Source organism: Pseudalkalibacillus decolorationis, from assembly GCF_024609785.1.
GTDB classification, from domain to species: Bacteria; Bacillota; Bacilli; order Bacillales; family Fictibacillaceae; genus Pseudalkalibacillus; species Pseudalkalibacillus decolorationis.
In genome coordinates this window covers 14,815-38,365 of record NZ_JANHJQ010000020.1, presented here as the reverse complement: position 1 = coordinate 38,365, position 23,551 = coordinate 14,815, and the positions used below count along the sequence as shown (strand labels likewise).

Below are 23,551 nucleotides of genomic sequence, written 5' to 3'. Positions count from 1 at the left end.
CCCCTTACAATCCTGGTTTGTTTTGATGATGGTCAGTTGCTTGCTCGTAGGCATGAGCTACGCGATAAATCGTACTTTCATCAAATGCTTTACCGATAATTTGCAATCCAACAGGTAGTCCATTCGAAAGGCCACACGGAATAGAAATCGCTGGTACACCTGCTAAATTGACTGGTATTGTTAAAATATCGTTCGCATACATGGTCAGCGGGTCATCCACCTTGGCACCAATTTTAAAAGCAGGTGTCGGTGTCGTTGGCCCAAGAATGACATCATATTTTTCAAACACCTTGTCAAAGTCGTTTTTAATCAATGTTCGTACACGTTGGGCTTTTTTATAATAAGCATCGTAAAACCCTGAGCTTAATGCGAATGTTCCGAGCATAATCCGGCGTTTCACTTCTTCACCAAAGCCTTCGCTACGTGTTTTGTTGTATAGCTCAGTCAAGTTAGCTGGGTTTTCAGAGCGTACCCCATATCGAACACCGTCAAAACGGGCAAGGTTCGAGGAGGCTTCAGATGACGCCAGCAAGTAGTAGGTTGCCACACCGTATTTAGAGTGTGGTAAGGATACTTCTTCCCATTCTGCACCCATTCCTTCTAACACCTTGAGCGCTTCCATCACTCTGTTCTTAACGTCTTCATCGACACCCTCGCCAATATATTCCTTTGGCACAGCAATCTTAAGGCCCTTCACATCGCCCGTAAGTGCTGCAGTGTAGTCGTTCTTCGTAACATCCGCTGACGTCGAGTCCATTTTGTCATACCCAGCAATGGATTGTAGTAGAAATGCGTTATCTTCTACCGTATTGGTAATCGGCCCAATTTGATCAAGTGACGAAGCAAATGCGACGAGTCCGAAACGGGATACACGTCCATATGTAGGCTTTAATCCAACTACACCACAGAATGCCGCTGGTTGACGAATCGATCCACCTGTATCTGATCCTAATGAGAAAAAGACTTCCCCTGCTGCGACAGATGCTGCTGATCCACCGCTTGAGCCACCTGGTACGTACTCGGTGTTCCACGGGTTACGTGTTTGGAAAAATCCAGAGTTTTCATTTGATGATCCCATCGCAAACTCGTCCATGTTCAATTTCCCAACTGTTATCGTTTCTGCTTCATTTAGCTTTTCAACGACTGTTGCATCATAAACTGGGTCAAAGTTTGCGAGTAGTTGGCTTCCGCAAGTCGTGCGCAGGTTTTTCGTTGAGATGTTGTCTTTTACGCCAATCGGAAGCCCGAAAAGCAGTCCGCGTGCTTCATCCGTACCCATTTTATCATCGAGAAGCTTGGCTTGTTTTGTGGCAGCCTCTTCATTCAATGTTAAAAATGCCTTCACCTTGTCATCAACTTCATGAATTCTTGTGAATGATGCATCAACAAGTTCACTGACCTTCAGCTCTTTTTTATGTAAAAGCTCATGTACTTCTGAGATCTTTTTATCAAATAACGACATCGTATTCCTTCTCCCTCCCTACTCTAAAACAGCCGGAACCTTGATAAGTCCGTTTTGTTGATCTGGTGCGTTCTTAAGCGCTTCGTCACGTGTGAACCAGTCCTTCACGTTGTCTTCTCGCAAGACATTTTTCAAATCAAGAACGTGAGTAGTCGGTTCGACATCGTCTGTATTCAATTCATTTAATTGCTCTGCATATCCAATAATATCGTCAAGTTGCTTCGTAAACATTTCCGCCTCTTCCTCCGTTACGGCAAGACGAGCAAGCTTAGCAACGTGTTTCACTTCTTCCTTTTCAATTCGGGACACGCGTTCCACCTCCATAAAATCGTACGTATAGCAATATACTGATGATACCAAAAAGAACCCGGTAGAATCAACATTCAGGCGACTTAGATAGATGATTGGATAAAATGAGTCAGCTGCAAGTTAGTTTTTACGCCTAAAAACTAAAACGATAAAGAAAACTTGGCCGCCAAGCCTTAGCGCTGGCGATCGCCTTAGTTGCGCTTATACTATAGAAAGTATTTTTATACTTTCTTAACGTGAGAAAAAGACTGGCCCAAAGGATAAACCTTCAAGTCAGTCTTTTGAATTTTATGTTTAAGCTCTGATTTCCTGCGCTACTGCATCAAACTCATCCTGAATTTCTTTTGATGGTTCCTTGCTCATCAAACTAACGACGATAACTGCAATAAACGCGAAGACAAACCCAGGAAGTATTTCATATAGACTAAATGGAATTATCCCCACAGTTGTAAGAACCTTCCACAGAACAACCGTAGCTGCCCCGACGATAATACCAGCTAATGCGCCGTTTCGAGTCATACGCTTCCAGAATAAAGCCAGAATGGTGACTGGACCAAATGCGGCACCGAACCCAGCCCAAGCGTAACTAACAAGCTCAAGAACTTTACTGTCCGGATTGTAACCAAGAAAGATTGCAATAATTGAAATACCTAATACTGCAAAACGTCCTACAAGCATTTCTTCTTTCGGTCCTGCATCTTTTCTTAAGATTTGGCTATAGAAGTCCTGTGCAAGTGCACTGGATGATACTAGTAATTGTGAGTCCACCGTACTCATGATAGCTGACAAAATAGCTGCAAGTAGGAATCCAGCTACCCATGGATCAAATAGTACTTGTGAAAACTGAATGAATACTGTTTCCGGGTTGCCTAATGGAGCATCCGCGAAATACGCGATACCTGAAAACCCGATGAAAATTGCACCGAATAAAGAAACAATCATCCATGTCATTCCGATAAATCGCGCCTTAGGAATCTCTCTTGTTGATTTAATTCCCATAAAGCGGACGACGATATGAGGTTGGCCGAAATAACCAAGACCCCAAGCCAGCAAGGAAACAATTCCCAGTATGGTAGTTCCTGTCAAAGCATCTAAGTAACTGATATCAATATTACCGACCTTTTGTAATGTTCCGTCCCAACCACCAAGTACCATAATTGAACGAACTGGAACAATGATCAGAGCACAGAACATTAAAATGCCTTGTACGAAGTCTGTCCAACTTGCTGCTAAAAATCCTCCCATGAACGTATAAGAAACGATTACGGCAGCACCAACCCATAAGGCTAGCTGATAATCCATGTTAAAGGATGACTCAAGCAAGATCGCTCCGCCAACAAGACCTGATGACGTATAGAATGTGAAAAACACGAGTATTACGAGTGCCGAAATGACACGTAAAACTTTTGATTTGTCACGGAAACGATTTTCAAAGAAATCTGGAACAGTGATCGAATCATTTGATTTCTCTGTATAAACTCTTAGTGGTTTCGCTATAAATTGCCAGTTTAAGTAGGCTCCGGTTGCAAGTCCTACCGCGAGCCAGATTGAATTCATCCCGCTTGCATAAATCGCACCTGGTAAACCGAGCAAGAGCCAACCACTCATATCAGAAGCGCCTGCACTTAATGCAGCCACACCACCGCCTAGACGTCTTCCTCCTAGAACGTAATCAGAAAGGTTACTTGTCATTTTTGCTGCAATGTAACCGATCAATAGCATAGCTACTAGATAAATAATAATTGAAGTTAATGTAGGTATATTAATATCCATAATTTAAGTTTGTTTTCTCCCCTCTTTAATCCAAGATATGATTGTTAGTAAGATAATTAATGGCATCGGGACTAGTAACCAAAACCATGTTGCACTTGATAAAGCGTACTCTTCCACATAAACACCCCCTGCTTGTTTATATACAACCAATATGCATTACCCGAATCGGGCAAATATTTACGCATATCCGCACTTGTTGACACCATTAAACATAATAACATAAAATAATAGTTAGAACATTATGATAATTATATTACCTGAAGTACTCTGTATATTTATTCGATTATTAAGTCTATATAGGTCTTATGTTTTATATATTGTAATATCTATTCATGAAAATTTATGAACATTAATATAAGGTTTATTTTTCCAATCGCCATCAAATAACTGAAAATTTTTTTGTATTTTCCCCTTTAATTACTATTCTCATCCAAATTCGCTGAAAAAACTGTGTGAAGAAAATTCAGCTCATTTGGCATGTGTTTTTTTGTAGATCCAAGACAAGTTTTAAGGAGAATTGATTGTTGCGGGTACATTTAACCATTACGAGCATTAGTTCAACCATCGACGAGATCCTTCCGAATGAGATGTTCCCTTAATTTAAAAAAGCCCAATCGGTTTTAACCTATTTAAAGTCGTTTGTTGTTGAAACTTGAGACGGCTATAGACCGTGTTAAAAAACCCACCTCTCGCTATATGCGAAAGATGGGTTCCGTTTGGATATCTCTTATAACTCTTCTGAAGTTGTTTTTGGTTGCATGTGTTGTACAAGGTAGTCTGGTCCGCCTGCTTTGGAGTCAGTTCCGGACATGTTGAATCCTCCGAATGGGTGGTATCCAACAATTGCACCTGTACATCCACGGTTGAAGTAAAGGTTACCGACTTGGTAATCTTCTTTCGCACGTGTAATGTGATCGCGGTTCTTTGTAAGAAGTGCACCAGTTAGACCGTATTCTGTGTTGTTTGCAATTTCGAGCATGTGATCAAAGTCACGAGCCTTACTTACCGCAACAACTGGTCCAAAAATCTCTTCTTGCATGATACGAGCTTGCGGATCAAGATCTGCAAACATCGTTGGTTGGATGAAGAAACCTTTGGAGTCATCTCCTTCTCCACCTGCAACTAGGCGTCCTTCTTCTTTACCGATTTTGATATATTTCATGATTTTCTCATAAGCACCTGCATCGATAACAGGACCCATGTACGTATTGTGGTCAGTCGGTTCACCAACATTTAGCTCTTTCGTAATCTTAACTGCTTTTTCAAGAACCTCATCGTAAACGTCCTGATGGATAACGGCACGAGATCCAGCAGAACATTTTTGTCCAGCGAATCCGTAAGCAGAGAATACGATGGATTGAGCAGCCACATCTAAGTCAGCGTCTTTGTCTACAAGGACTGTATCCTTCCCGCCCATTTCAACAATGACACGCTTCAACCACTTCTGGCCATCTTGAATTTTTGCAGCACGTTCCCAGATACGTGTACCAACGTCACGAGATCCTGTGAAGCTGATGAAACGAGTGCGTGGGTGGTCGACAAGATAGTCCCCAACTTCTGCACCACTACCTGGAAGAAAGTTCATGACGCCTGCAGGTACACCAGCTTGAAGCATTACATCTGCAAACCATGCAGCGATGATAGGTGTTGAACTAGCTGGCTTCAAAATAACGGTATTTCCTGAAACGATTGGAGCAACTGTAGTTCCTGCCATAATCGCAAACGGGAAGTTCCAAGGTGAAATCGTAATTCCTACACCAAGTGGAATATATTTATATTGGTTGTGCTCATTAGAACGGCTTTGAATAGCCTTACCTTCTTTAATTTCAATCATTTGACGACCATAATACTCAAGGAAGTCAATTGCTTCAGCAGTATCTGCATCTGCTTCCTTCCATGGTTTACCGGCTTCTTTTACCATTAAAGCCGAGAATTCATGCTTACGGCGGCGAATTTCTGCAGCAGCGCGGAATAAAATGTTAGCACGTTCTACTGGATCAACCTTGCGCCAGGTGTCAAAAGCCTTATCCGCAGCTTGCATCGCCTTTTCAGCGAGTTCTTGATTCGCTTTGGAAACACGACCGATGACCTCTTTTTTGTTCGCTGGATTAATCGAAACGATCTTATCTTCGGTGGAAACGTACTCACCGTTGATGATCAGGTCATAGTCTTTACCTAATTCTTTCTCAACTTTTTTCAAAGCTTCTTCAAAAGCTTCACGATTTTCCTTAACGGAAAAATCGGTAAATGGCTCGTGTTTGTATGGTACTACCATAAGATGAACCCTCCTAATTCCCAATAGAGTAGTGTTGAAAACGCATACATGCATTTCCAAGTCACCCTCATTCTACATGAAGATTTCACCGCTTTCAATCATTCTGCAATAGTCAGAATATTGAATAGAAAACAGCTGTGTAAAGGTTGATTTTATGCCCTTTTTTACGATAATTTGCACTTAATTTTTCACTATCAATTAACGTTTATGCATGTAAATTGGTTCACATTGGCTTCATTATCATCAAATATAAAATAACAATCGGTAATAACGTAGCTGCAATGCCAAATACAGCCCAATACAAAGATGCTTCCTTGTACCCGTTTGTTATACTCCCTTGATTTAGGGATTGCTGAGACTCTGAAATCATTTTTTTCTGGATTGGGAGGAGAATCGCTAACCATATGATCCCTGTCACGCTAAACAGGGTAATTGACAGGGTCAGCCAGCTCCATTGTCCGTCCATATATCCACCTGTATGTGCCATCATTAATCCGGAAAAAAGAATAAAAAGAATTCCCGGTAACGTGAATACAAAATCTGCGACCATTACCCCTTTACTAACCCTACTAATATGGGCGATATCACCGGATCGATCAGCATTCACTTTCCAAAACGCTGCAGTAATAATGTTCCCTAAAAACAAAATAACACCAATTAGATGCAATAATAAATAGATGTCCATCTAACAACCTCCTAAAAGTACTTATTTGTCCTCATTTACCTTCAACGTTTGGAACATTAACTCATAGAAGTCATCAATTGAATACTCGCCTGTTGATTGTGGTGATAACATATGGAGAACCCGAATTCCGTAAGATACCGTAAGAAACATGGCTGCTGTCTTGTTAACATTCAACTGTTTAGTAATAACACCACTGTCCTGCCCCGATCGTATCCATTTACTAGCTGTTTCAAGCGAATATTCGTACAGTTCATTAAGGATTCCTTGAATAGCTGCGTTTTCTCTCTTGCTCAGTAAATACGCGAAGATTGCATTCGTCACATTGTTTTCATTAAGCAAAGTCTTAGTTCCGCTTGCAATTGCTTCTAACGGACTTTTCAATTCAGGCTTATCATTCTCTGCAATGGCATGCTGGAATTTCTCGTTAACGCTAATAATTTTTGATTTTAAAATTAACCCAAATAATTCATCCTTACTGTCCACGTAATGATAAATAGCACCCTTCGATAAACCGGATTGTTCCATGATGACCTTTAATGTTGTTTGTTGGCACCCTAATTTGCTTATAAGGTCTTCTGTGGTTGAGACTAATAATTGATAACTTTTATTCATCTTATTCTCCTTTCAGACCGACCGTCGGTTTTCTACAATATTATAGTATACCGACTGGCGGTTTGTAAACATAAACCTCGAACTTTTTAACGAAATAAATTCGAGGCTGTTTCATTGACTTCCGTTAGTAACTTTTTCATAAAGTTCGCTACGGTCAGGTTTTCGCTGAGTCGTGTTCCTTGTCCAGACCATAGCGACATAAATTCCGCATTTCCAGCTTCCTTCGCTCTTTGGCGAATCGAATTTGTTAGATAATTCTGCACTGGATATTCTGGAACATTCGTCTCATGATCCTTCATCATTTCTGTGAAACGATTTTGAAAACCCCTCGCCGGTTTCCCTGAAAAGCTCCGGGTTATGATCGTCTCCGTTTCTTTACGCTCTAAAGTCGCTTTTTTATGAAGTGGATTTCCCCCGCTTTCCTGACACGTTAAGAACGCAGATCCCATTTGAACGCCACGAGCACCGAGTGCCATTGAGGCAACAATTCCACGGCCATCCATAATTCCGCCCGCAGCGATAACTGGAATATGAACGTGATCAACTACTTGCGGAACAAGAGCCATCGTTCCAATCATCCCTTCATCAAATGATTGCTCAAACGTCCCACGGTGCCCTCCTGCTTCGAATCCTTGAACAACAACTGCATCCATTCCAGCCTTGTCGTTTAAAATCGCCTCATCTACCGTTGTCGCAGTTCCGATCAACAAAACGTCTTGATGTTTCAATCTATGGATCGTTTGTTCGTTTGGTATTCCGAAAGTAAAGCTCATTATTTCGACCTTTTCCTTTAAAAGAACTTCAATCTGTTCCTCCATTTTTGGAAGATGCCCGAGAACTAGTTCTTCAGCGGTATCAAGTTCTTGTTGAATTGGCTTCAGAATCCTTCTTGCTTCATTCACCTCTTCATTTGTTAATATCGGCTCTTCTTCATTAATGAAAAGATTAACCGCGAAAGGCTTGTCTGTTCGTTTCTTTGTCTCCTGAATTAGTTCTCGAAGTTGCTCGGGTTTCATGTAACCTGCACCGATCATTCCAAGGCCACCAGCGTTACTAACCTCAGAAACAAGTGCCGCTGTGGTAACTCCCCCAGCCATTCCTGCCTGAATGATCGGATACTCAATTCCTAGCATCTTAGTTAAGGTATTGGCATATAACATTTAACTTCACCTCTCCTTATAGACCTTATGTTAGCTCTATCATACAAAATGAATATAGTATTTTACCAACAGGAGGTTTCAGCCCCAAAATTCAGAAAATCGTAAGCACCCTGGATAGCTCCGAAGGTCACTGGAAGGCCACTGAGGAGGCTGTCGCCTTCGGAAGGGGGCTGAAGTGATCCAAGTGTTTGGGTGCAGAGCTAGACATTGCATTTTTAAGGCAAAATTTTTTACGTTCTAAACGTAAAGAAAACTTGGTAAAGCCAAGCCTTTGGCGCCGGCTGAGCTTTAGTTGCGCTTATACTATAGAAAGTATTTTTATACTTTCTTAACGTGTAAAAAAGGAAGCGCCTCACCACTGAGTGAGCCACCTCCTATGTTGTATATCTTGTTGTCAGTAGATGTGCACCATGGAATCGTCTTTTGTCGGGTCTGTGACGATTAGGCTTTCAATTTTATCCGTTGAGGATTTGATATTTACTTCGACGGACTCATCTGGATAATATTGTTTGACAAGGTAATTCACGTATTGAGTGAAGGAGATAACCTCTGACTTCCCTTTAAACTGCATCGGTATTTCAATCGTCATTTTTGCAATCTCATCATTACGGTATAACGCTTTACCAATGACACCGATGTAATTTGGAAAGTATTCTTTGATTTCAGCTTCGAACTGTGTGAAAGCACTGAAATCCTCTCGATGGTCTTCCTCGGCTTGTTCCGATGGGAAGAAGTAATAGTCTTCTTTGACTTTTTCCCATTCAACGGAAGTTTCACCGCCATTAACAACGGTTTTCGCAAAATAGTTTCCAGGTACAACTGCACCATGTTCTTCTTCCATAAACAATCCGACGACAATTGGGACATTTTTCAGTTCAGGGTGCTGCCGCAAGCGATTCACAACCTCTTGCCCCGTCTTATAAGCATATTGCTTCACTTTACTAGCATCAAGCTTTTCTTCGCCTCTATAGATTAGACCCTTGTCATCTGTAACACTGTAATAAAACGTAGAGTTAAAAGAGAGAGCGATCGAGACCCCGCCGAGCTTGACACTATCATCCCCGCTGTCCTTTAAGTAATTCTGCTCGAGAATGTAGGAGAGCATCTTCGGATTGTTTTTCAGCATTTCTTTCTTCTTATCCACACTTGCTTTCTTATAAGCTTCTTCATCGATCCCTGGACTTAGTCCTTTTTGTAGAAAAGCAGATTTTGACTTTGACTCTTTTTCACTCGAGCGACTAAGCCAGTTTCGAATCGTATCCTCTGTTAGGTACTGGCCTTCTTGAAAATAATAATCATTAATCGCAAACGTATCCTCTGAAAGCCGCATAAGACCTGTTTCCAGTTCATCAATATCAAGTCGGTTATCGACACCGTAGCTTATTTCACCACGAGCAGCTCCTGGCTCATAATTTTTCAACGATTTATAGTAATCCTCTTGAGAATCGACGTTTGGAATTGGAATTGCCTTTTCATTCTTATTATCGTCTTCCTTCACAACCTCGTCCTTTTTAAGATTGTCGAATGGAAGGCATCCGGACAATAGGATCAGCGATGAACAAACAATTGCTAATAGCTTTTTATACATCCCCTTAACCGCACACTCCTTAGTTATTTAGCTCTGTAATAAAGTCTTCTTCGGTCCAAATTTCGATTCCAAGCTTTTCAGCTTTTGTAAGCTTGGAGCCCGCATCCTCACCCGCGATTAATAGGTTAGTACTCTTACTAACGCTCCCTGTTACTTTACCACCGAGCCGTTCGATTTCGGCTTTTGCATCATTACGAGATAACTGCTGCAATTTACCGGTTAAAACGATTGTCTTACCATTAAAAGGAGAATCAACATCTTCCACTTCACTGCGTTTGATCCCTTTGTACTCCATATTAACACCGACTTGGCGAAGGTGCTCTATTAATTGGTCCACTTCAGGTTTTTCAAAATAAAGAACGACAGAATCCGCCATCTTTTCACCGATTTCATGGATTGCAGTTAAATCCTCTAGTGTTGCATTTTGTAATCGTTCCATCGTTTCAAAGTGTTCAGCAAGTGTTTTCGCCGCCTTTGCACCTACATGTCGAATGCCGAGTCCAAAAAGAAGGCGCTCTAACGAATTCACTTTCGAGGTTTCGATCGCATGTAACAGATTATCTGTGGATTTTTCACCCATTCGTTCAAGCTTCAACAGTTCATCCCTTTGCAGTTCGAACAAATTCGCTACATCTTGAATTAAATTTTCGTTAAAAAGCTGCGTAATTACTTTTTCGCCAAGGCCATCAATATTCATAGCGTTTCTCGATACGAAGTGAATCAATCCTTCACGAATTTGCGCAGGGCATTTCGGATTAATACAACGTAACGCCACTTCGTCTTCAATCCGGACAAGCTCACTATCGCACTCTGGACAATTTTCAGGCATGTTAAAATCCTGCTCGTCCCCGGTCCGTCTATCTTCAATCACATTGACGACTTCCGGTATAATGTCTCCGGCCTTTTTAATAACAACATAATCCCCGATCTTGATGTCTTTTTCCCGAATCAAGTCTTCATTATGTAGGGAGGCACGTTTCACCGTTGTACCTGCTACCTGAACAGCTTTTAAATGAGCGGTCGGTGTTACCACTCCCGTTCGACCCACACTCAACTCGATTCCTTCAAGCTGAGTAATCACTTCTTCTGCTGGAAACTTGTAAGCAATTGCCCAACGTGGACTTTTCACCGTCGTTCCGAGCTCATCCTGCTGGTCTAATGAATCGACCTTGATAACAATTCCGTCTATTTCATAGTTAAGGTCTGAGCGTCTTTCCACCCATCCATTCACGTACTCTATGACCTCATCAATTGAGGTACATCGCCTCCACTCGGGATTTGCTTTAAATCCGAGTTCACTCATATAGCTGAGGCTTTCACTATGGGAACCAATGTTTTTGCCTTCATACAAACCCGCTCCATAAACAAAAATATCAAGGTTCCGTTTGGCAGCAATTTTCGGGTCTAACTGTCGAAGAGATCCTGCCGCTGCGTTACGAGGATTGGCAAACGGTTCGAGGTCCTCTTGCTCACGTGTTTGATTCAATTTTTCAAACGAGGCTTTTGGCATAAACGCTTCACCGCGAACCTCGAGGGTTATGTTTTGATTCAATTGTAGAGGAATAGAACGGATCGTTTTTAAATTATTCGTAATGTCTTCTCCGGTAGTACCGTCCCCCCGGGTTGCACCACGAACAAAACGACCTTCCTCATATAAAAGGGAAACCGCCAGACCATCAATTTTCAACTCACAGACGTAATGAATGTCACCCCCGACACCCTGACGGACACGACGATCAAAATCTCTTAGGTCCTGCTCATTGAATGCGTTACCGAGACTAAGCATTGGTGCTCGGTGCTGAACCTTTTCAAAGCCTTCAATAGGTTCTCCACCAATACGCTGAGTAGGAGAATCATCGGTTCTTAAATCCGGATGTTCCTGTTCTAATTTAATGAGCTCATGAAGCTTTTGATCGTACTCCGCATCAGGAACAGACGGTTTGTCGAGCACATGATATTCATAGTTATACTGGTTTAATAACGTCTTTAAGTCTTCAATTTGGGTCTTTACGTGGGCCTCGCTCATTCAACTTTACCTCTCTTCACTCACGTTTTACGACTTTTCAATCGGGGCAAACTTAGCTAGTAATCGTTTGATACCTGTTGGTTGAGGGAAAGCGATATCAAGCTCTAACGATTCACCTTCGCCTTTTGTGCTAACAACGGTTCCGATACCCCATTTACCGTGCTTCGCCTTATCTCCAACACGCCAATCCAGTCCTTCACCACCCGATTTGACAGGGGCAATTCGGTGGGACGAACGACGCTGTTGTGCATTGTTCGGTTTGTTGCTCGATGTCATCCAAGGAACCGCTTTTTGTTCTTCTTCATTTAACGATTCAACCAGCTCTGCAGGGATTTCATTAATGAAACGTGAAGGCGCATTGCTAGTTGTTTTACCGTATAGTGTGCGCATTCTAGCGTTGGTTAAGTATAGTTCTTCCTCTGCTCGGGTAATTCCAACATAAGCAAGTCGGCGTTCTTCCTCCATTTCATCCTCTTCAAAAAGGGAGCGGCTATGCGGGAATATTCCTTCTTCCAGCCCCATAAGAAAGACGACTGGAAACTCGAGTCCTTTGGCAGAGTGAAGGGTCATTAAGACAACACCGTCTTTTTTTTGTTCCTTCTCATTGTTATCTTCGTCCATTTTATCTATATCAGCAACGAGTGCCAGGTCTGTTAAAAAGGCGATCAGACTCTTATCTTCGTTACGCTTTTCAAATTCCTGTGTTACCGATAAAAATTCATCAAGGTTTTCAAGACGGCTTTGTGCTTCGATGGTCTTTTCATTTTTCAGCATATCCTTGTAACCCGTCTTCTCAAGAACTTCTTCGGTCAACTCTGTTACAGAAAGGTATTCCTGCATTTTTGACCAGTTCATCAATTGGTTTCTAAAATCTGAAAGAGCATTTACAAATCGCGCACTTAATCCAATCTGTTCAATTTCACCGAGAGCATCCATCATTGAAAGGTCATGGTCTGCTGCATATTGGACAATTTTATCCACAGTTGAAGCACCAATTCCACGCCTTGGAACATTAATAATTCGAATCAAGCTAATATCATCATCAGGGTTTGCAATTAAGCGGAGATAAGCCAAAATATCCTTGATCTCTTTTCGGTCATAGAACTTCGTACCCCCAACGATGGTGTACGTAATATTGGATTTGACAAGTGCTTCCTCCATCACACGGGACTGGGCGTTCGTTCGGTAGAGAATGGCTACATCAGTCGGCTTCCGAGTACCATCTTGCATCATTTCTTTGATCTTACCGACAACAAAATAGCTCTCGGAATGTTCGGTATCACCCGAATAATAATGAATGTTCTGTCCGTCGATATTTTCTGTCCATAGATTCTTCGGCTTCCGTCCGGCGTTGTTATGAATAACCTCGTTCGCTGCTTGTAAAATTCGCTTTGTGGAGCGATAGTTTTGTTCAAGTAAAATGACTTCTGCATCCGAATAATCTTTTTCAAATGATAAAATATTTGCGATATCGGCACCACGCCATTTATAGATCGATTGATCGGAGTCCCCTACTACACAAAGATTTCGGAACCGGTCGGCTAATAGATTAACAAGAACGTACTGTGCTCGGTTCGTATCCTGGTACTCATCGACATGAATGTATTGAAATTTACGCTGATAATATTCAAGCACTTCAGGTACACGTTCAAATAAACGAATGGTAGACATAATTAGGTCGTCAAAGTCAAGGGCATGGTTTTTGCGAAGCTGTTTCTCATAAGCCTCGTAAACATCCCCAGCCACTTCTTCATATACGCCGGCCGTTGTCTTTTGAAATTGGGAAGCTGTTTTCAATTCGTTTTTAGCTGAGCTAATTGTCCCAAGAATGCTCCTTGGATCGAACTTTTTCGAATCAAGATTGAGGTCTTTCAATGCTCGCTTTATGACCGATAATTGGTCAGTTGAATCAAGTATAGTAAAGTTCCGGTTAATTCCAATCCTATCTGCATCCCGCCGTAAAATCCGTACGCACATCGAGTGGAAGGTTGAAATCCAAATATTTTCCGCTACTGGACCTGTAATTGCCGCAACTCTCGATTGCATTTCTCTTGATGCTTTATTCGTAAACGTGATTGCAAGGATGTTCCATGGCGCCACACCCTTTTCCACGAGTAAATAGGCAATGCGGTGCGTCAAAACACGTGTCTTTCCACTACCAGCACCGGCCATAATTAATAGAGGTCCGTCTGTATGCTTGACGGCCTTTCTCTGTTCTGGATTCAATCCGGTCAATAATCGTTCTACAATTTGTTGCATGTTTCCACCACCTAAACAAACATATGTTCTTATTTTCAGTTTATCCTAAATTATAAGAAAAGCGCAAGCACCCTGTTCAGCACCGAAGGTCATTGGAAGGTCAACGAGGAGGCTGTCGCCGCCGCAGTGGACCTGAAGTGATCCGAGGGGTTGGGTGCTGAAACTAGACAGTACATCTATGAAGCAAACTTTTTTACTTTCTTAACGTGTAAAAAACACAATCTAGCCTTTTACAACGCGAACCGTACGTAACGCTGCATTAAGATCCTCATAGATTACGTTCCCTACAACGATTGTATTTGCAAATTGTGCCATCTCACGGGCTTGATTATCATCTTTAATTCCGCCACCGTAAAAGAACTGGGTCTTATCTAAAACGGTACTAATGTCTTTAACGAGTTCAACGTCTCCATATGTACCACTGTATTCCAAATAAAAAACCGGAAGCCGGAACATCCGCTCTGACATTCGGGCATAGGCCAGAATATCCTCATTTTCAAGGTTTGTATCTGCTTCTGAAAGCTTAGCCGCTTTCGAATCCTTGTTCACAATACAATAGCCTTCTGCCACAAGCTCATTCCAATTGATAAGATCCCCGTATTCTTTAATTGCTTCACGATGAAGTCCAACGATCCAATCAGGATTCGTGCTGTTTAAGACACTGGGTACAAAATAATAATCAAATCCCGGTGTGATCGATTCAATGTTCGATACCTCGAGTACACACGGAACGGTATGCTTTCGAATTCTCGAAAGCAGATCAATTGTATTTTCAAGCGTCACACCATCACTGCCGCCAACAATTACAGCATCTGTACCTGATTCACAAACAGCATCAAGCATTTCAGGTGTGATCTCTTTATTTGGGTCAAGCTTGAATACGTGCTTCCATTCTCTATATTCAAACATTGTCGATCCTCCTAATTTACACTTCCTTTAGGATTATAACAGAAATAGCAGACGGTAAAAACAACACACGATGAACAAAGCTAGAAATTGCGATGGTACTTTGTGGAGATAGGGAATTTTCTGTATAGAGGCGTACAGTAGGGCGAGTAGAAGAATCGCATTTTCCACATAATGTATAATCGCTCATATACTTTGATTATCGTTCATAAAAATGAGATTTCAAATGGCCCTTGTAGAGCAGAGTCAGGAAAATGCGGATTTACAATGTTAAGGAAATCCATATTAGAAAAGCGCAAGCGCCCTGCTTAGCCACGAAGGTCACTGGAAGACCGACGAGGAGGCTGCTGCCGCCGCAGGAGGCCTGAAGTGATCCAAGTGGTTGGGCGCTGAAGCTGGACATTACATCCATGCCGCAAACTTTTATACTTTCTTTACTTGTTAAAAAAACTACATTTGACCTGTTATCCTGGTGTCCTGAATCTTTTACTTGAATGATTCTCAGTACAGATGAATTCCAGATTTTCCGACGAATTATTCTCATTACGGATAAAGGCACTTAATCTTTTATCAACATACCCGATATATACTTTATATTTCAAATCATATAGGGGGAATAACCTTGAAAAAAAGGGGCAAATCTTTAAGAAAAACATTATCTATATTTTTATTAGCATTATTAGGTCTAATTTTTATCATGTATAGCGGATATTTATATTTCAATACTATTTCTTCTGCTGAGAAGACTATACAAGAGACAAGTATTTTACATGCAAGTAGGGTTGCAGAGAGCTTTAATAAAGAAGAATATAAAGTTTTCTTAGATAATCCGGAATCTAATGATGATTATTGGAAACTCCGGAACGCTCTTGATGATTATAGAGAAAAAATTGGAGCTCTATACTTATACACTCTACTCGTAGATGAAGAAAAGAACGTAAAGATAATGATTGATGGGCAACCAAAAAGTTCTGATTTGGCAAGCGATATTGGAGAGATTACGACATCAACTACCCTTGATGATGTAACACCTGTTTTAAATGGAGGAACTAGCAGCACAAAAATTGTACATGATCCTGAATACGGTAGTTACTTATCCGCTTTCGCCCCACTTAAAGATAAAGATGGAAAAGTGATAGGGATAATCGGCATTGACATTGATGCTTCTGATGTGAATTCTATTTCTAACCAGGTACTTAAAAACTCCTTACCTATTTTCCTAATTATTTCTCTAGTTTCGCTAGGTATTGTGTTAGTTTTACTAAATATCTTCTTAAAAAAGAAACTTGATCCATTAACCAAATTAAGCGAAGTCGCATCTTTAATTTCTGAAGGAGATATCAAATCAGCAAAGATTGCTGCTTCTGAACTACATTTAAAATCTAAAGATGAAATTAGTCAGCTCGGACATGTAATGCAGAATATGACTGAAACACTTGAAACAATGGTGGGTAAAATCCAATCCCTATCTATACAAGTTAATGAACAAAGCAATCGCTTAAATCAAACTTCATTAGAGGTTAATGAAGGCTCTAATCAAATTGCTACAACTATGGAAGAAATGGCTTCTGGAGCTGAAACACAAGCAACGAGTACAACAACCATGCTAGAGAAAATGAATGAGTTCTCCGAGTTAATCCAAACAACCAATGAACATGGCCGCCAAATTAAGGATTCCTCTCTTTTGATCTCTGATCGAACAGAAGTTGGCTCTAGACTCATGGATAACTCAAAGCAAGGAATGGAAAAGATTTTTGAAACAGTTGAGCAAGCTGTAACGAGAATGGATGAGTTAGAAAAGAATACAAACAAAGTAACCGATCTAGTAACGTTTATTAGCGATATAGCGGAGCAAACCAATCTCCTAGCCTTAAATGCAGCAATCGAAGCAGCTCGAGCTGGAGAACATGGAAGAGGTTTCGCAGTTGTTGCTGATGAGGTAAGAAAGTTGGCTGAACAGGTATCCAATTCTGTAAGAAAGATTAATGGTATTGTAAGTAAAGTTAAAAATAGTTCAAAAGAGATGGTTACCATGTTAAACAATAGTTTAACCATTACCTCTGAAGGTAGAACTAAATTAAATGAGACAGGTGTAACTTTTAGTGAAATTTCAGAGACTATCTTCTCAATGAATACCCTTATTGATAAAATGTCCTTCCAGCTTGAAAATGTCTTAAATAGACAAGATAGTATAAAGAGCGATATTGAAGAAATAGCGGCTGTTTCAGAAGAGAACTCTGCTGGAATAGAGGAAGTTTCTGCTTCAACTCAACAAATGAGTGCCGCTACAGATGAGATCAATGGTCAATCAAAAGAACTAATGGAATTATCAAATGAGTTGAAACAACTCAATGAACAATTTAAAGTGTAATTAAAATTTGCCCGAGACAAGTTTCTCGGGTCTTTTAATGTTTTTTATTGATTCCTGAGTGCAGGTCTTAGCAGATAATTGCTGATGTGTCATTTGATATAAGCTCTTTTCAAAAGTATCAGTGGCAGAGTCAATCATTCGCTTTAAGCTCCTAATAGAAGGAGGTTCAACTTTCCATTTACGAAAGAGACTGTTCCTGGTAAACAAAAAAAGCCTAGTTTCTCTAACAGTTCTCACATCGAAGTTAAGATAAATGTAAATTCCCTGACGCTACCCCTTATAGAAGTTGTTTAAAAAATTCCGGTAAAAAACGCCCTACAGCCATGTTTTGGCTGCGGGCGTCGACTTCACTCAAGAAGGTTATAATTTTTCATGAACACGATTTAGCGTCAATTCGTATGCATCATTACCGTAATTCAGACAACGTTTTACTCGGGAAATCGTTGCTGTACTCGCTCCAGTTTCGTCTTCAATTTTATGATACGTATACCCTTCACGCAGCATACGAGCAACTTCTAGACGTTGGGCAAGGGATTGGATTTCATTAATTGTCGCTAGATCATCAAAGAATCGATAGCATTCCTCGCGATCCTTTAATGATAATATGGCATCAAATAATTGATCTAGTGTTTTCCCTCTAAGCTTATCAATTTGCATTCTATTCCTCCTCCATACCTTATTTCCAGTTTACATCCTTATCCATGTCTGGTGCTGGAACTAAGTTTATCCAGATTTGACCGGGTGCAAACGCCACAACTTTCCCATCGACTTTAGGGATAATTCGTCCGTTCTTATTCACCCAGCTTACTTGTTGAACTTTCCCCTGCTGGAATAACAAAGCACTTCCTCCACTCTGCAGGTCGATCTGGCGACGGCCAACGCTATCAATAACACGATGGTGCGCTTCAACGACCATCACATTGGCTAATTCTATTGGTGTTTCTGTTTCACGATCTACTGTTTGCTCGCTATCTGAAAAGCGGATATAGGTTCCTTTCTCAGGTTGATACTTATATTCTACCTTATAATAATCGCCATAAGAAATCGAAAGCGTTTTCGCTGGATCTCCTTCAATTGATTTTACCTCTTCTTTTGTTAAAAAAGGGAGGGAAGGAATTTCTTGTTTGAGTTCATATTTCTGCTTTTTTGATTCTTTTAAAATATTGTCAAAGGTAATGTATGAATTGTGTGGTGCCTTTCGAAATGAAACACGTTTAAAGAGGGTTCCGTCATAATAAAGTCCATTTAATGAATCAATATTTCCTCCCAAAAGCATTTCCTTTGCTGATGGACTCCAGCCATGATGAACATAAATCGCATCAAAGCCGTTGCTTAAACGTACATAATAATCTCGAGCGCTTCGAACTGGACCAACCTTTTCAGGCTTTTGACTTTGGAACAAAGCAAGAAACCTCGTAATCCGCCCTTCAGCAAGTACTTCATAAACCACATCCGCTTTATGTAAACCGGATTGAGGACGTGCCTTTGGTGAATTGTTTACCATGATTCCAACCACACGATTTATTACCGCCTCATTTGTATCTTTCCCAGTTAACGGGAAGGTGTAAGCAAACTCTGGCTCCTTATTTTCCTCTTTCGGCTGCTGCTCTTCTTTCTTCGTTTCTTTCTTTGGATCTTCTGTACCTTTCTTATCTGCGTTGGTTGAGGTCTCCTTTGTTTGACAGGCGGAAAGCATAAGAAATAGAGCTACGATAAACGTAACAAACAACCCTTGTTTCTTCATGTTAAACACCCCTATTTCCCCTTTAGTTGAACCTTTCTCTCTACATATATGTTTAAGTAGTCGACGAATATCACTAACACTAAATCCCGAACATCCTGATAGCCACGAGCGGTACTTGCATATAAGCTACGAGTTGTACCGAGAAAGCTTACATCCTGGAGTATACTTTTAAACGCAGGTACATGAGCCCTTAGTGACCTTTTAAATGTGCAAGTCCGGAAAAACCGAGTAACGCAGAAATTCGCCGTTTATCCTTTGGTGATCTTTTAAACTTCATCTCTTTTACAGTTTAACGCATTACGACAGGAAAGAGTACCTCATTTTTCATCACATCAACCATTCCACTCGGTGTGATCCGGATATACGGAAGATGTGTCGACGCGAAAAATAAAAGGCTGTAAATCGGATCGATAAAGGCATATCCTCTCTCTTTTAATGACACCACCAGTTGTGCTTGCTGTTCCATAATCACTTCCATTGATTCTAGTGAAGATCCACCGTTTAATGGTAATGGTATTTCACATACCACTTTCCCATTTTCAACGAGAACGATACCGCCTCTGAGCTCTTTCATTCGATTAAATGCTGTAATCATGTCTTGTTTTCGTTTTCCTATTAGTATAATGTCACCGCTGTTCGAGTATGAACTCACAAACCCTGAAACCCTTGTTGCAAACCCTTTTAACATTGTATTCAGTTGCCATGTCCCATTTTTATCTATAAGTGATAAAAAACATTCATCATGTTCGGTAGAGAGCTCACCTTCTGTTTGCTTTAACTCTGAACGATAAGGCTTTGTAATAACGGCGTTCACCATATTGATTCCGACTGGCGATGTAACGCGCAAGTCCTCTTTTGAAAGACTCCAGTCAAGGTGCAAGGGCTTCATATCATACTTCTCCCAGGCAAATGTTTCTTCTGAATCATCACCTATCCAGAGGCCTTTCGATAACACGCCTGTTGGGGTTGGGTCTAACGGGTCGTCAAGTACATTTAAGTTTGCAACTCTTCCCGGTGCGATCATTCCGTACAAATGATCCATTCCATAATGACGGGCAACATTATACGAAGCCATTCCATAAGCGTCCTCAACTGGGACCCCTTTTTCAATCGCAATCCGAATCATTGCATCGGTCACACCCTCTTTGTAAAAGGTTGGAGTAGAACCATCCGATGTCATTAGCACGCGGTCAAAGTTTTTAACACCAAGATCCAGCATTTCCTCAATTATTTCTGGAAGGTCCGGTCGTATTGATGAATATCGAAGCGAAGTTGTGTACCCGAGTGTCATTCTCGTAACAGCCTCTTCACCTGTCATTGCCTCATGGTCACAATCAATTCCGAGCACGGACATTTTCGTTAAGGTCCGTTCCGACGCTCCCGGTAAGTGTCCTTCCACCTTTAACCCTCTTCGCTTTGTCTCCTGCATCCAATGGAGCGTTTGATCATCGCCTTTCAACACAGCCGGCCAGTTTGTTAATTCACCACCCTGAATTACATACGGATGATCAAGGAACGAGTTGAACATTTCTTTTGAAAATACTTCAGATTCGTTTTGTAATTTAGTCTGGGAATCGTAACGGCACCACCAAAAAAAGCTGTAAGGCAATGTATTGATGTCTGTCATAAAAGAAAGTGCTTTTTCAGTAGGGAGTGGCAATAGCATTAAATTGTCATTTACAAATGTCGTCGTTCCCCTCTTTGCTGAATAATGAGCAAAGGTCTGGGGATTATAAAGTTGAAATGGATGGGCATGAGGTTCGATGTAACCTGGGACGACGAATTTATTCTCGCATTCCACGACCTTACAACCATCTTGGTTCTTAGGCATCTTACTTCCCACATAAACGATGCGATCCTCATAGATCCATATGTTCATCTTCAACCATTGTTTTAAGACATGATTCAAATATGTAGCATTTTGCAGGACAAGTGTAGGTGCTACTTCACCTTGAATGACCTGCAAATGAGTACGTAGCTGTTGCTTTGTCCAATGTATAATATTTTGTGTCATCATTTCACCCCGGATTATGTAAAGGTGCAATCATCCGTGGTAACCAGAAGTCAGTCCTTTCGACGTTTGGGCCACACGATGTGAACCAGTGTAGCGTTTAAGGTGTTACCCTTCATTTACCAGATGCACTTTACAGTCTTTTTGTATCATATTACCATAATCCGTCTAATACCTACAGGAATCAAGGAAAGGAGAAGATTAAATTGAAACCTAATATTGGAACCTTAAACGCATTGATTCGGATTACACTCGGACTTACGTTGGTCGCTTGTTCGGCGGCTCGACTCGGTCGAAAACCCCACAGACAAAGTTATATTTTCATGGTCCTTTGTGGTGCAATGAAAGTCGGTGAAGGGATTACTAAATACTGTCCGGTGACCGATTTATATGAGCGGGGTCAAAAGTTAAATGAGATGGACTTAACTTCCTTAACGAAGAAAGGGTCACCGATCAACCCATCTTAAGAAAAGCGCAAGCGCGCTGCTTAGCCACGAAGGTCACTGGAAGACCGACGAGGAGGCTGTTGCCGCCGCAGNTAAGAAAAGCGCAAGCGCGCTGCTTAGCCACGAAGGTCACTGGAAGACCGACGAGGAGGCTGTTGCCGCCGCAGGAGGCCTGAAGTGATCCAAGTGGTTGGGCGCTGAAGCTGGACATTACATCCATGCCGCAAACTTTTATACTTTCTTTACTCTTAAGAAAAGCGTAAACGCTCTGTTCAGGTACGACAAGCGCTGGAGATTCTGCAGCACAACACGCTTTTTGTGTTTGTGGAAGAATCGAACCGATCTCGAGTACCTGGGCGCTGGATCTAGACATTGCATCTGTGTAGCAAAATTTAATACTTTTTTATCTTTTAAGAGAAGCAGAAGCGACCTCGAGTACCTGGACGCTGAAGCAGCAAAAAAAAGGGTGACCTCTAGGTGTAGGTTCATTCAAAAATGAACACATTCTACCCTTAAGGTCAACCCGTGAAAAATACACTAACTTGTAGGTGATTCTTAATGAACATATTTATGGAATATGCGACACATACGTTGTTTGTACTTGCGATGATTATTGGAAGTATCGTTGCACTTTATTATTTTATGGTTAAGAAGAAAGCGCCGAAATAGCACGGTGACCGATATCATTTCGGTAAAAGCTGCCCTCACAGCTCACTTTAGACATCTCATCGTAAACGGTACGTTCAGCCTCTTCAAGTGACTTTCCTTTTGAAGCGACGAGAAGGATTCTGCCGCCATCTGACAGTAATTGGCCATCCTTTTCTTTAACTCCAGCGTGGATGACGAGTGTTTCTGAAGAGAGCTTACTTAACCCTTCGATTGCCACACCCTTTTGATAGGTCCCTGGATATCCTCCTGATGCTAATACGACTCCCACATAGCAAGTGTCAGCCCATTCAAGCTTAACTGACTCTTCATTTAACAAGCCTGTCATGACCTCAAACAAATCATTTTTAAGACGCGGTAAAACGACTTGTGTTTCTGGATCACCAAAGCGTGCATTGAATTCAATCACTTTAGGACCTTGATCCGTTAACATTAAGCCAGCATACAAAATTCCTGTAAATGGTGTGCCTTCTTTTACAAGCGCATCTGCCATTGGCTGCAAGACGGTGTCAATCGCGTTATCCACTGCTTCATTCGAAATATGAGGAACAGGAGAGTAAGCACCCATTCCACCCGTATTCGGCCCCATATCTCCATCATGTGCCCGTTTATGGTCTTGAGAAATCACCATAGGTAAGACGGTTGTGCCATGAACAAATGCCATCAGCGAAAATTCTTCCCCTTGTAAAAATTCTTCGATGACGACCTTCGTACTCGCTTCACCAAACTTAGATTCGACCATCATGCTCTCTAGGGCAGCCTCCGCTTCATCCATTGTCATCGCAACAACGACGCCTTTTCCTGCTGCAAGTCCGTCTGCTTTAATTACAATGGGTGCTCCTTTTTGACGCACATATTTCGTTGCCTCTTCGTAATCGGTAAATGTGGCGGATTCTGCGGTTGGAAGATCGTATTTATGCATTAATTCGTTTGCGTACGATTTACTACCTTCAATGAGAGCTGCAGCTCGATTCGGTCCGAAAACACGCAGCCCTTCTTCTTGAAAACGATCAACAAGCCCATCAAGCAATGGTTGTTCAGGTCCAACAACCGTTAAGTCGATTTGTTCTTTTTTCGCAAAATCAATTAGTTGATCTTGTGCAGACTCTTCAATTGGCACACAGGTTGCAACGTCCTTCATTCCAGCGTTTCCTGGCGCAACATAAACGGTCGTTACTTTTTTACTTTGAGCCATTTTCCATGCAATTGCATGCTCACGTCCACCTTTTCCGATAATGAGAACGTTCATTGTAAAATC

18 protein-coding genes are annotated in these 23,551 nt (G+C 41.3%); 3 read left to right on the top strand and 15 right to left on the bottom strand.

Annotated elements, in window-relative coordinates; all coding sequences use genetic code 11:
- Positions 1-4: 4 nt before the first annotated feature.
- The 11 genes from gatA to pcrB all read right to left on the bottom strand — a co-directional run bounded on the left by gatA (position 5) and on the right by pcrB (position 15,058).
- A complete protein-coding gene (gatA, locus tag NON16_RS17675) occupies positions 5-1,462 on the bottom strand; it encodes an Asp-tRNA(Asn)/Glu-tRNA(Gln) amidotransferase subunit GatA (RefSeq protein WP_257350749.1) in 1,458 nt (485 codons plus the stop codon).
- Between the two features lie 18 nt (positions 1,463-1,480).
- Positions 1,481-1,771: an Asp-tRNA(Asn)/Glu-tRNA(Gln) amidotransferase subunit GatC gene (gatC, locus tag NON16_RS17670; protein WP_257350748.1), complete on the bottom strand. Its 291-nt coding sequence runs from the start codon at positions 1,769-1,771 to the stop codon at positions 1,481-1,483.
- Between the two features lie 294 nt (positions 1,772-2,065).
- Positions 2,066-3,544: a sodium/proline symporter PutP gene (gene putP, locus NON16_RS17665; RefSeq protein WP_308216625.1), complete on the bottom strand. Its 1,479-nt coding sequence runs from the start codon at positions 3,542-3,544 to the stop codon at positions 2,066-2,068.
- 727 nt (positions 3,545-4,271) lie between these two features.
- Positions 4,272-5,819, bottom strand: coding sequence for an L-glutamate gamma-semialdehyde dehydrogenase (gene pruA, locus NON16_RS17660; RefSeq protein WP_257350747.1), 1,548 nt, complete (start codon positions 5,817-5,819; stop codon positions 4,272-4,274).
- A 223-nt stretch (positions 5,820-6,042) separates the two neighbouring features.
- Positions 6,043-6,504, bottom strand: coding sequence for a DUF2269 domain-containing protein (locus NON16_RS17655; protein ID WP_257350746.1), 462 nt, complete (start codon positions 6,502-6,504; stop codon positions 6,043-6,045).
- 21 nt (positions 6,505-6,525) lie between these two features.
- A complete protein-coding gene (locus NON16_RS17650; protein ID WP_257350745.1) occupies positions 6,526-7,116 on the bottom strand; it encodes a TetR/AcrR family transcriptional regulator in 591 nt (196 codons plus the stop codon).
- A gap of 86 nt (positions 7,117-7,202) precedes the next feature.
- Positions 7,203-8,276, bottom strand: a complete 1,074-nt coding sequence (locus NON16_RS17645) for an NAD(P)H-dependent flavin oxidoreductase (RefSeq protein WP_257350744.1) — start codon at positions 8,274-8,276, stop codon at positions 7,203-7,205.
- Between the two features lie 394 nt (positions 8,277-8,670).
- The gene (locus NON16_RS17640) at positions 8,671-9,864 is read right to left on the bottom strand and encodes a CamS family sex pheromone protein (RefSeq protein WP_257350743.1); all 1,194 of its coding nucleotides are present in this window, start codon (positions 9,862-9,864) and stop codon (positions 8,671-8,673) included.
- Positions 9,865-9,883: 19 nt separating this feature from the next.
- On the bottom strand, positions 9,884-11,890 hold the full coding sequence (ligA, locus tag NON16_RS17635) for an NAD-dependent DNA ligase LigA (RefSeq protein ID WP_257350742.1): 2,007 nt from the start codon (positions 11,888-11,890) through the stop codon (positions 9,884-9,886).
- Between the two features lie 27 nt (positions 11,891-11,917).
- Positions 11,918-14,149: a DNA helicase PcrA gene (gene pcrA, locus NON16_RS17630; protein ID WP_257350741.1), complete on the bottom strand. Its 2,232-nt coding sequence runs from the start codon at positions 14,147-14,149 to the stop codon at positions 11,918-11,920.
- A gap of 222 nt (positions 14,150-14,371) precedes the next feature.
- A complete protein-coding gene (pcrB, locus tag NON16_RS17625) occupies positions 14,372-15,058 on the bottom strand; it encodes a heptaprenylglyceryl phosphate synthase (RefSeq protein ID WP_257350740.1) in 687 nt (228 codons plus the stop codon).
- A 619-nt stretch (positions 15,059-15,677) separates the two neighbouring features.
- On the opposite strand from pcrB, the gene NON16_RS17620 reads away from it, so the two are divergent.
- Positions 15,678-17,426 carry a methyl-accepting chemotaxis protein gene (locus tag NON16_RS17620; RefSeq protein ID WP_257350739.1) on the top strand — a complete coding sequence of 583 codons (1,749 nt, stop codon included), beginning with the start codon at positions 15,678-15,680 and terminating at the stop codon, positions 17,424-17,426.
- 360 nt (positions 17,427-17,786) lie between these two features.
- Here the strand turns inward: NON16_RS17620 and NON16_RS17615 are convergent, their stop codons facing one another.
- From NON16_RS17615 to NON16_RS17605, 3 genes are all read right to left on the bottom strand, one after another.
- A complete protein-coding gene (locus NON16_RS17615; RefSeq protein ID WP_257350738.1) occupies positions 17,787-18,083 on the bottom strand; it encodes a YerC/YecD family TrpR-related protein in 297 nt (98 codons plus the stop codon).
- Positions 18,084-18,102: 19 nt separating this feature from the next.
- Positions 18,103-19,170, bottom strand: coding sequence for a DUF3048 domain-containing protein (locus tag NON16_RS17610; RefSeq protein ID WP_257350737.1), 1,068 nt, complete (start codon positions 19,168-19,170; stop codon positions 18,103-18,105).
- Positions 19,171-19,459: 289 nt separating this feature from the next.
- Entirely contained in the window at positions 19,460-21,184 is a 1,725-nt protein-coding gene (locus NON16_RS17605; RefSeq protein WP_257350736.1) for an adenine deaminase C-terminal domain-containing protein, read from the bottom strand.
- A 203-nt stretch (positions 21,185-21,387) separates the two neighbouring features.
- Here NON16_RS17605 and NON16_RS17600 point away from each other — a divergent pair, with 203 nt between their 5' ends.
- Entirely contained in the window at positions 21,388-21,648 is a 261-nt protein-coding gene (locus NON16_RS17600; RefSeq protein WP_257350735.1) for a YgaP family membrane protein, read from the top strand.
- Positions 21,649-22,185: 537 nt separating this feature from the next.
- Complete coding sequence (locus tag NON16_RS25715) at positions 22,186-22,296, top strand: EYxxD motif small membrane protein (protein ID WP_372508837.1); 111 nt, start codon at positions 22,186-22,188, stop codon at positions 22,294-22,296.
- On the opposite strand, the gene purD is transcribed toward NON16_RS25715, so the two are convergent.
- Complete coding sequence (gene purD / locus NON16_RS17595) at positions 22,274-23,542, bottom strand: phosphoribosylamine--glycine ligase (RefSeq protein ID WP_257350734.1); 1,269 nt, start codon at positions 23,540-23,542, stop codon at positions 22,274-22,276. The genes NON16_RS25715 and purD overlap by 23 nt on opposite strands.
- Positions 23,543-23,551 lie beyond the last annotated feature (9 nt).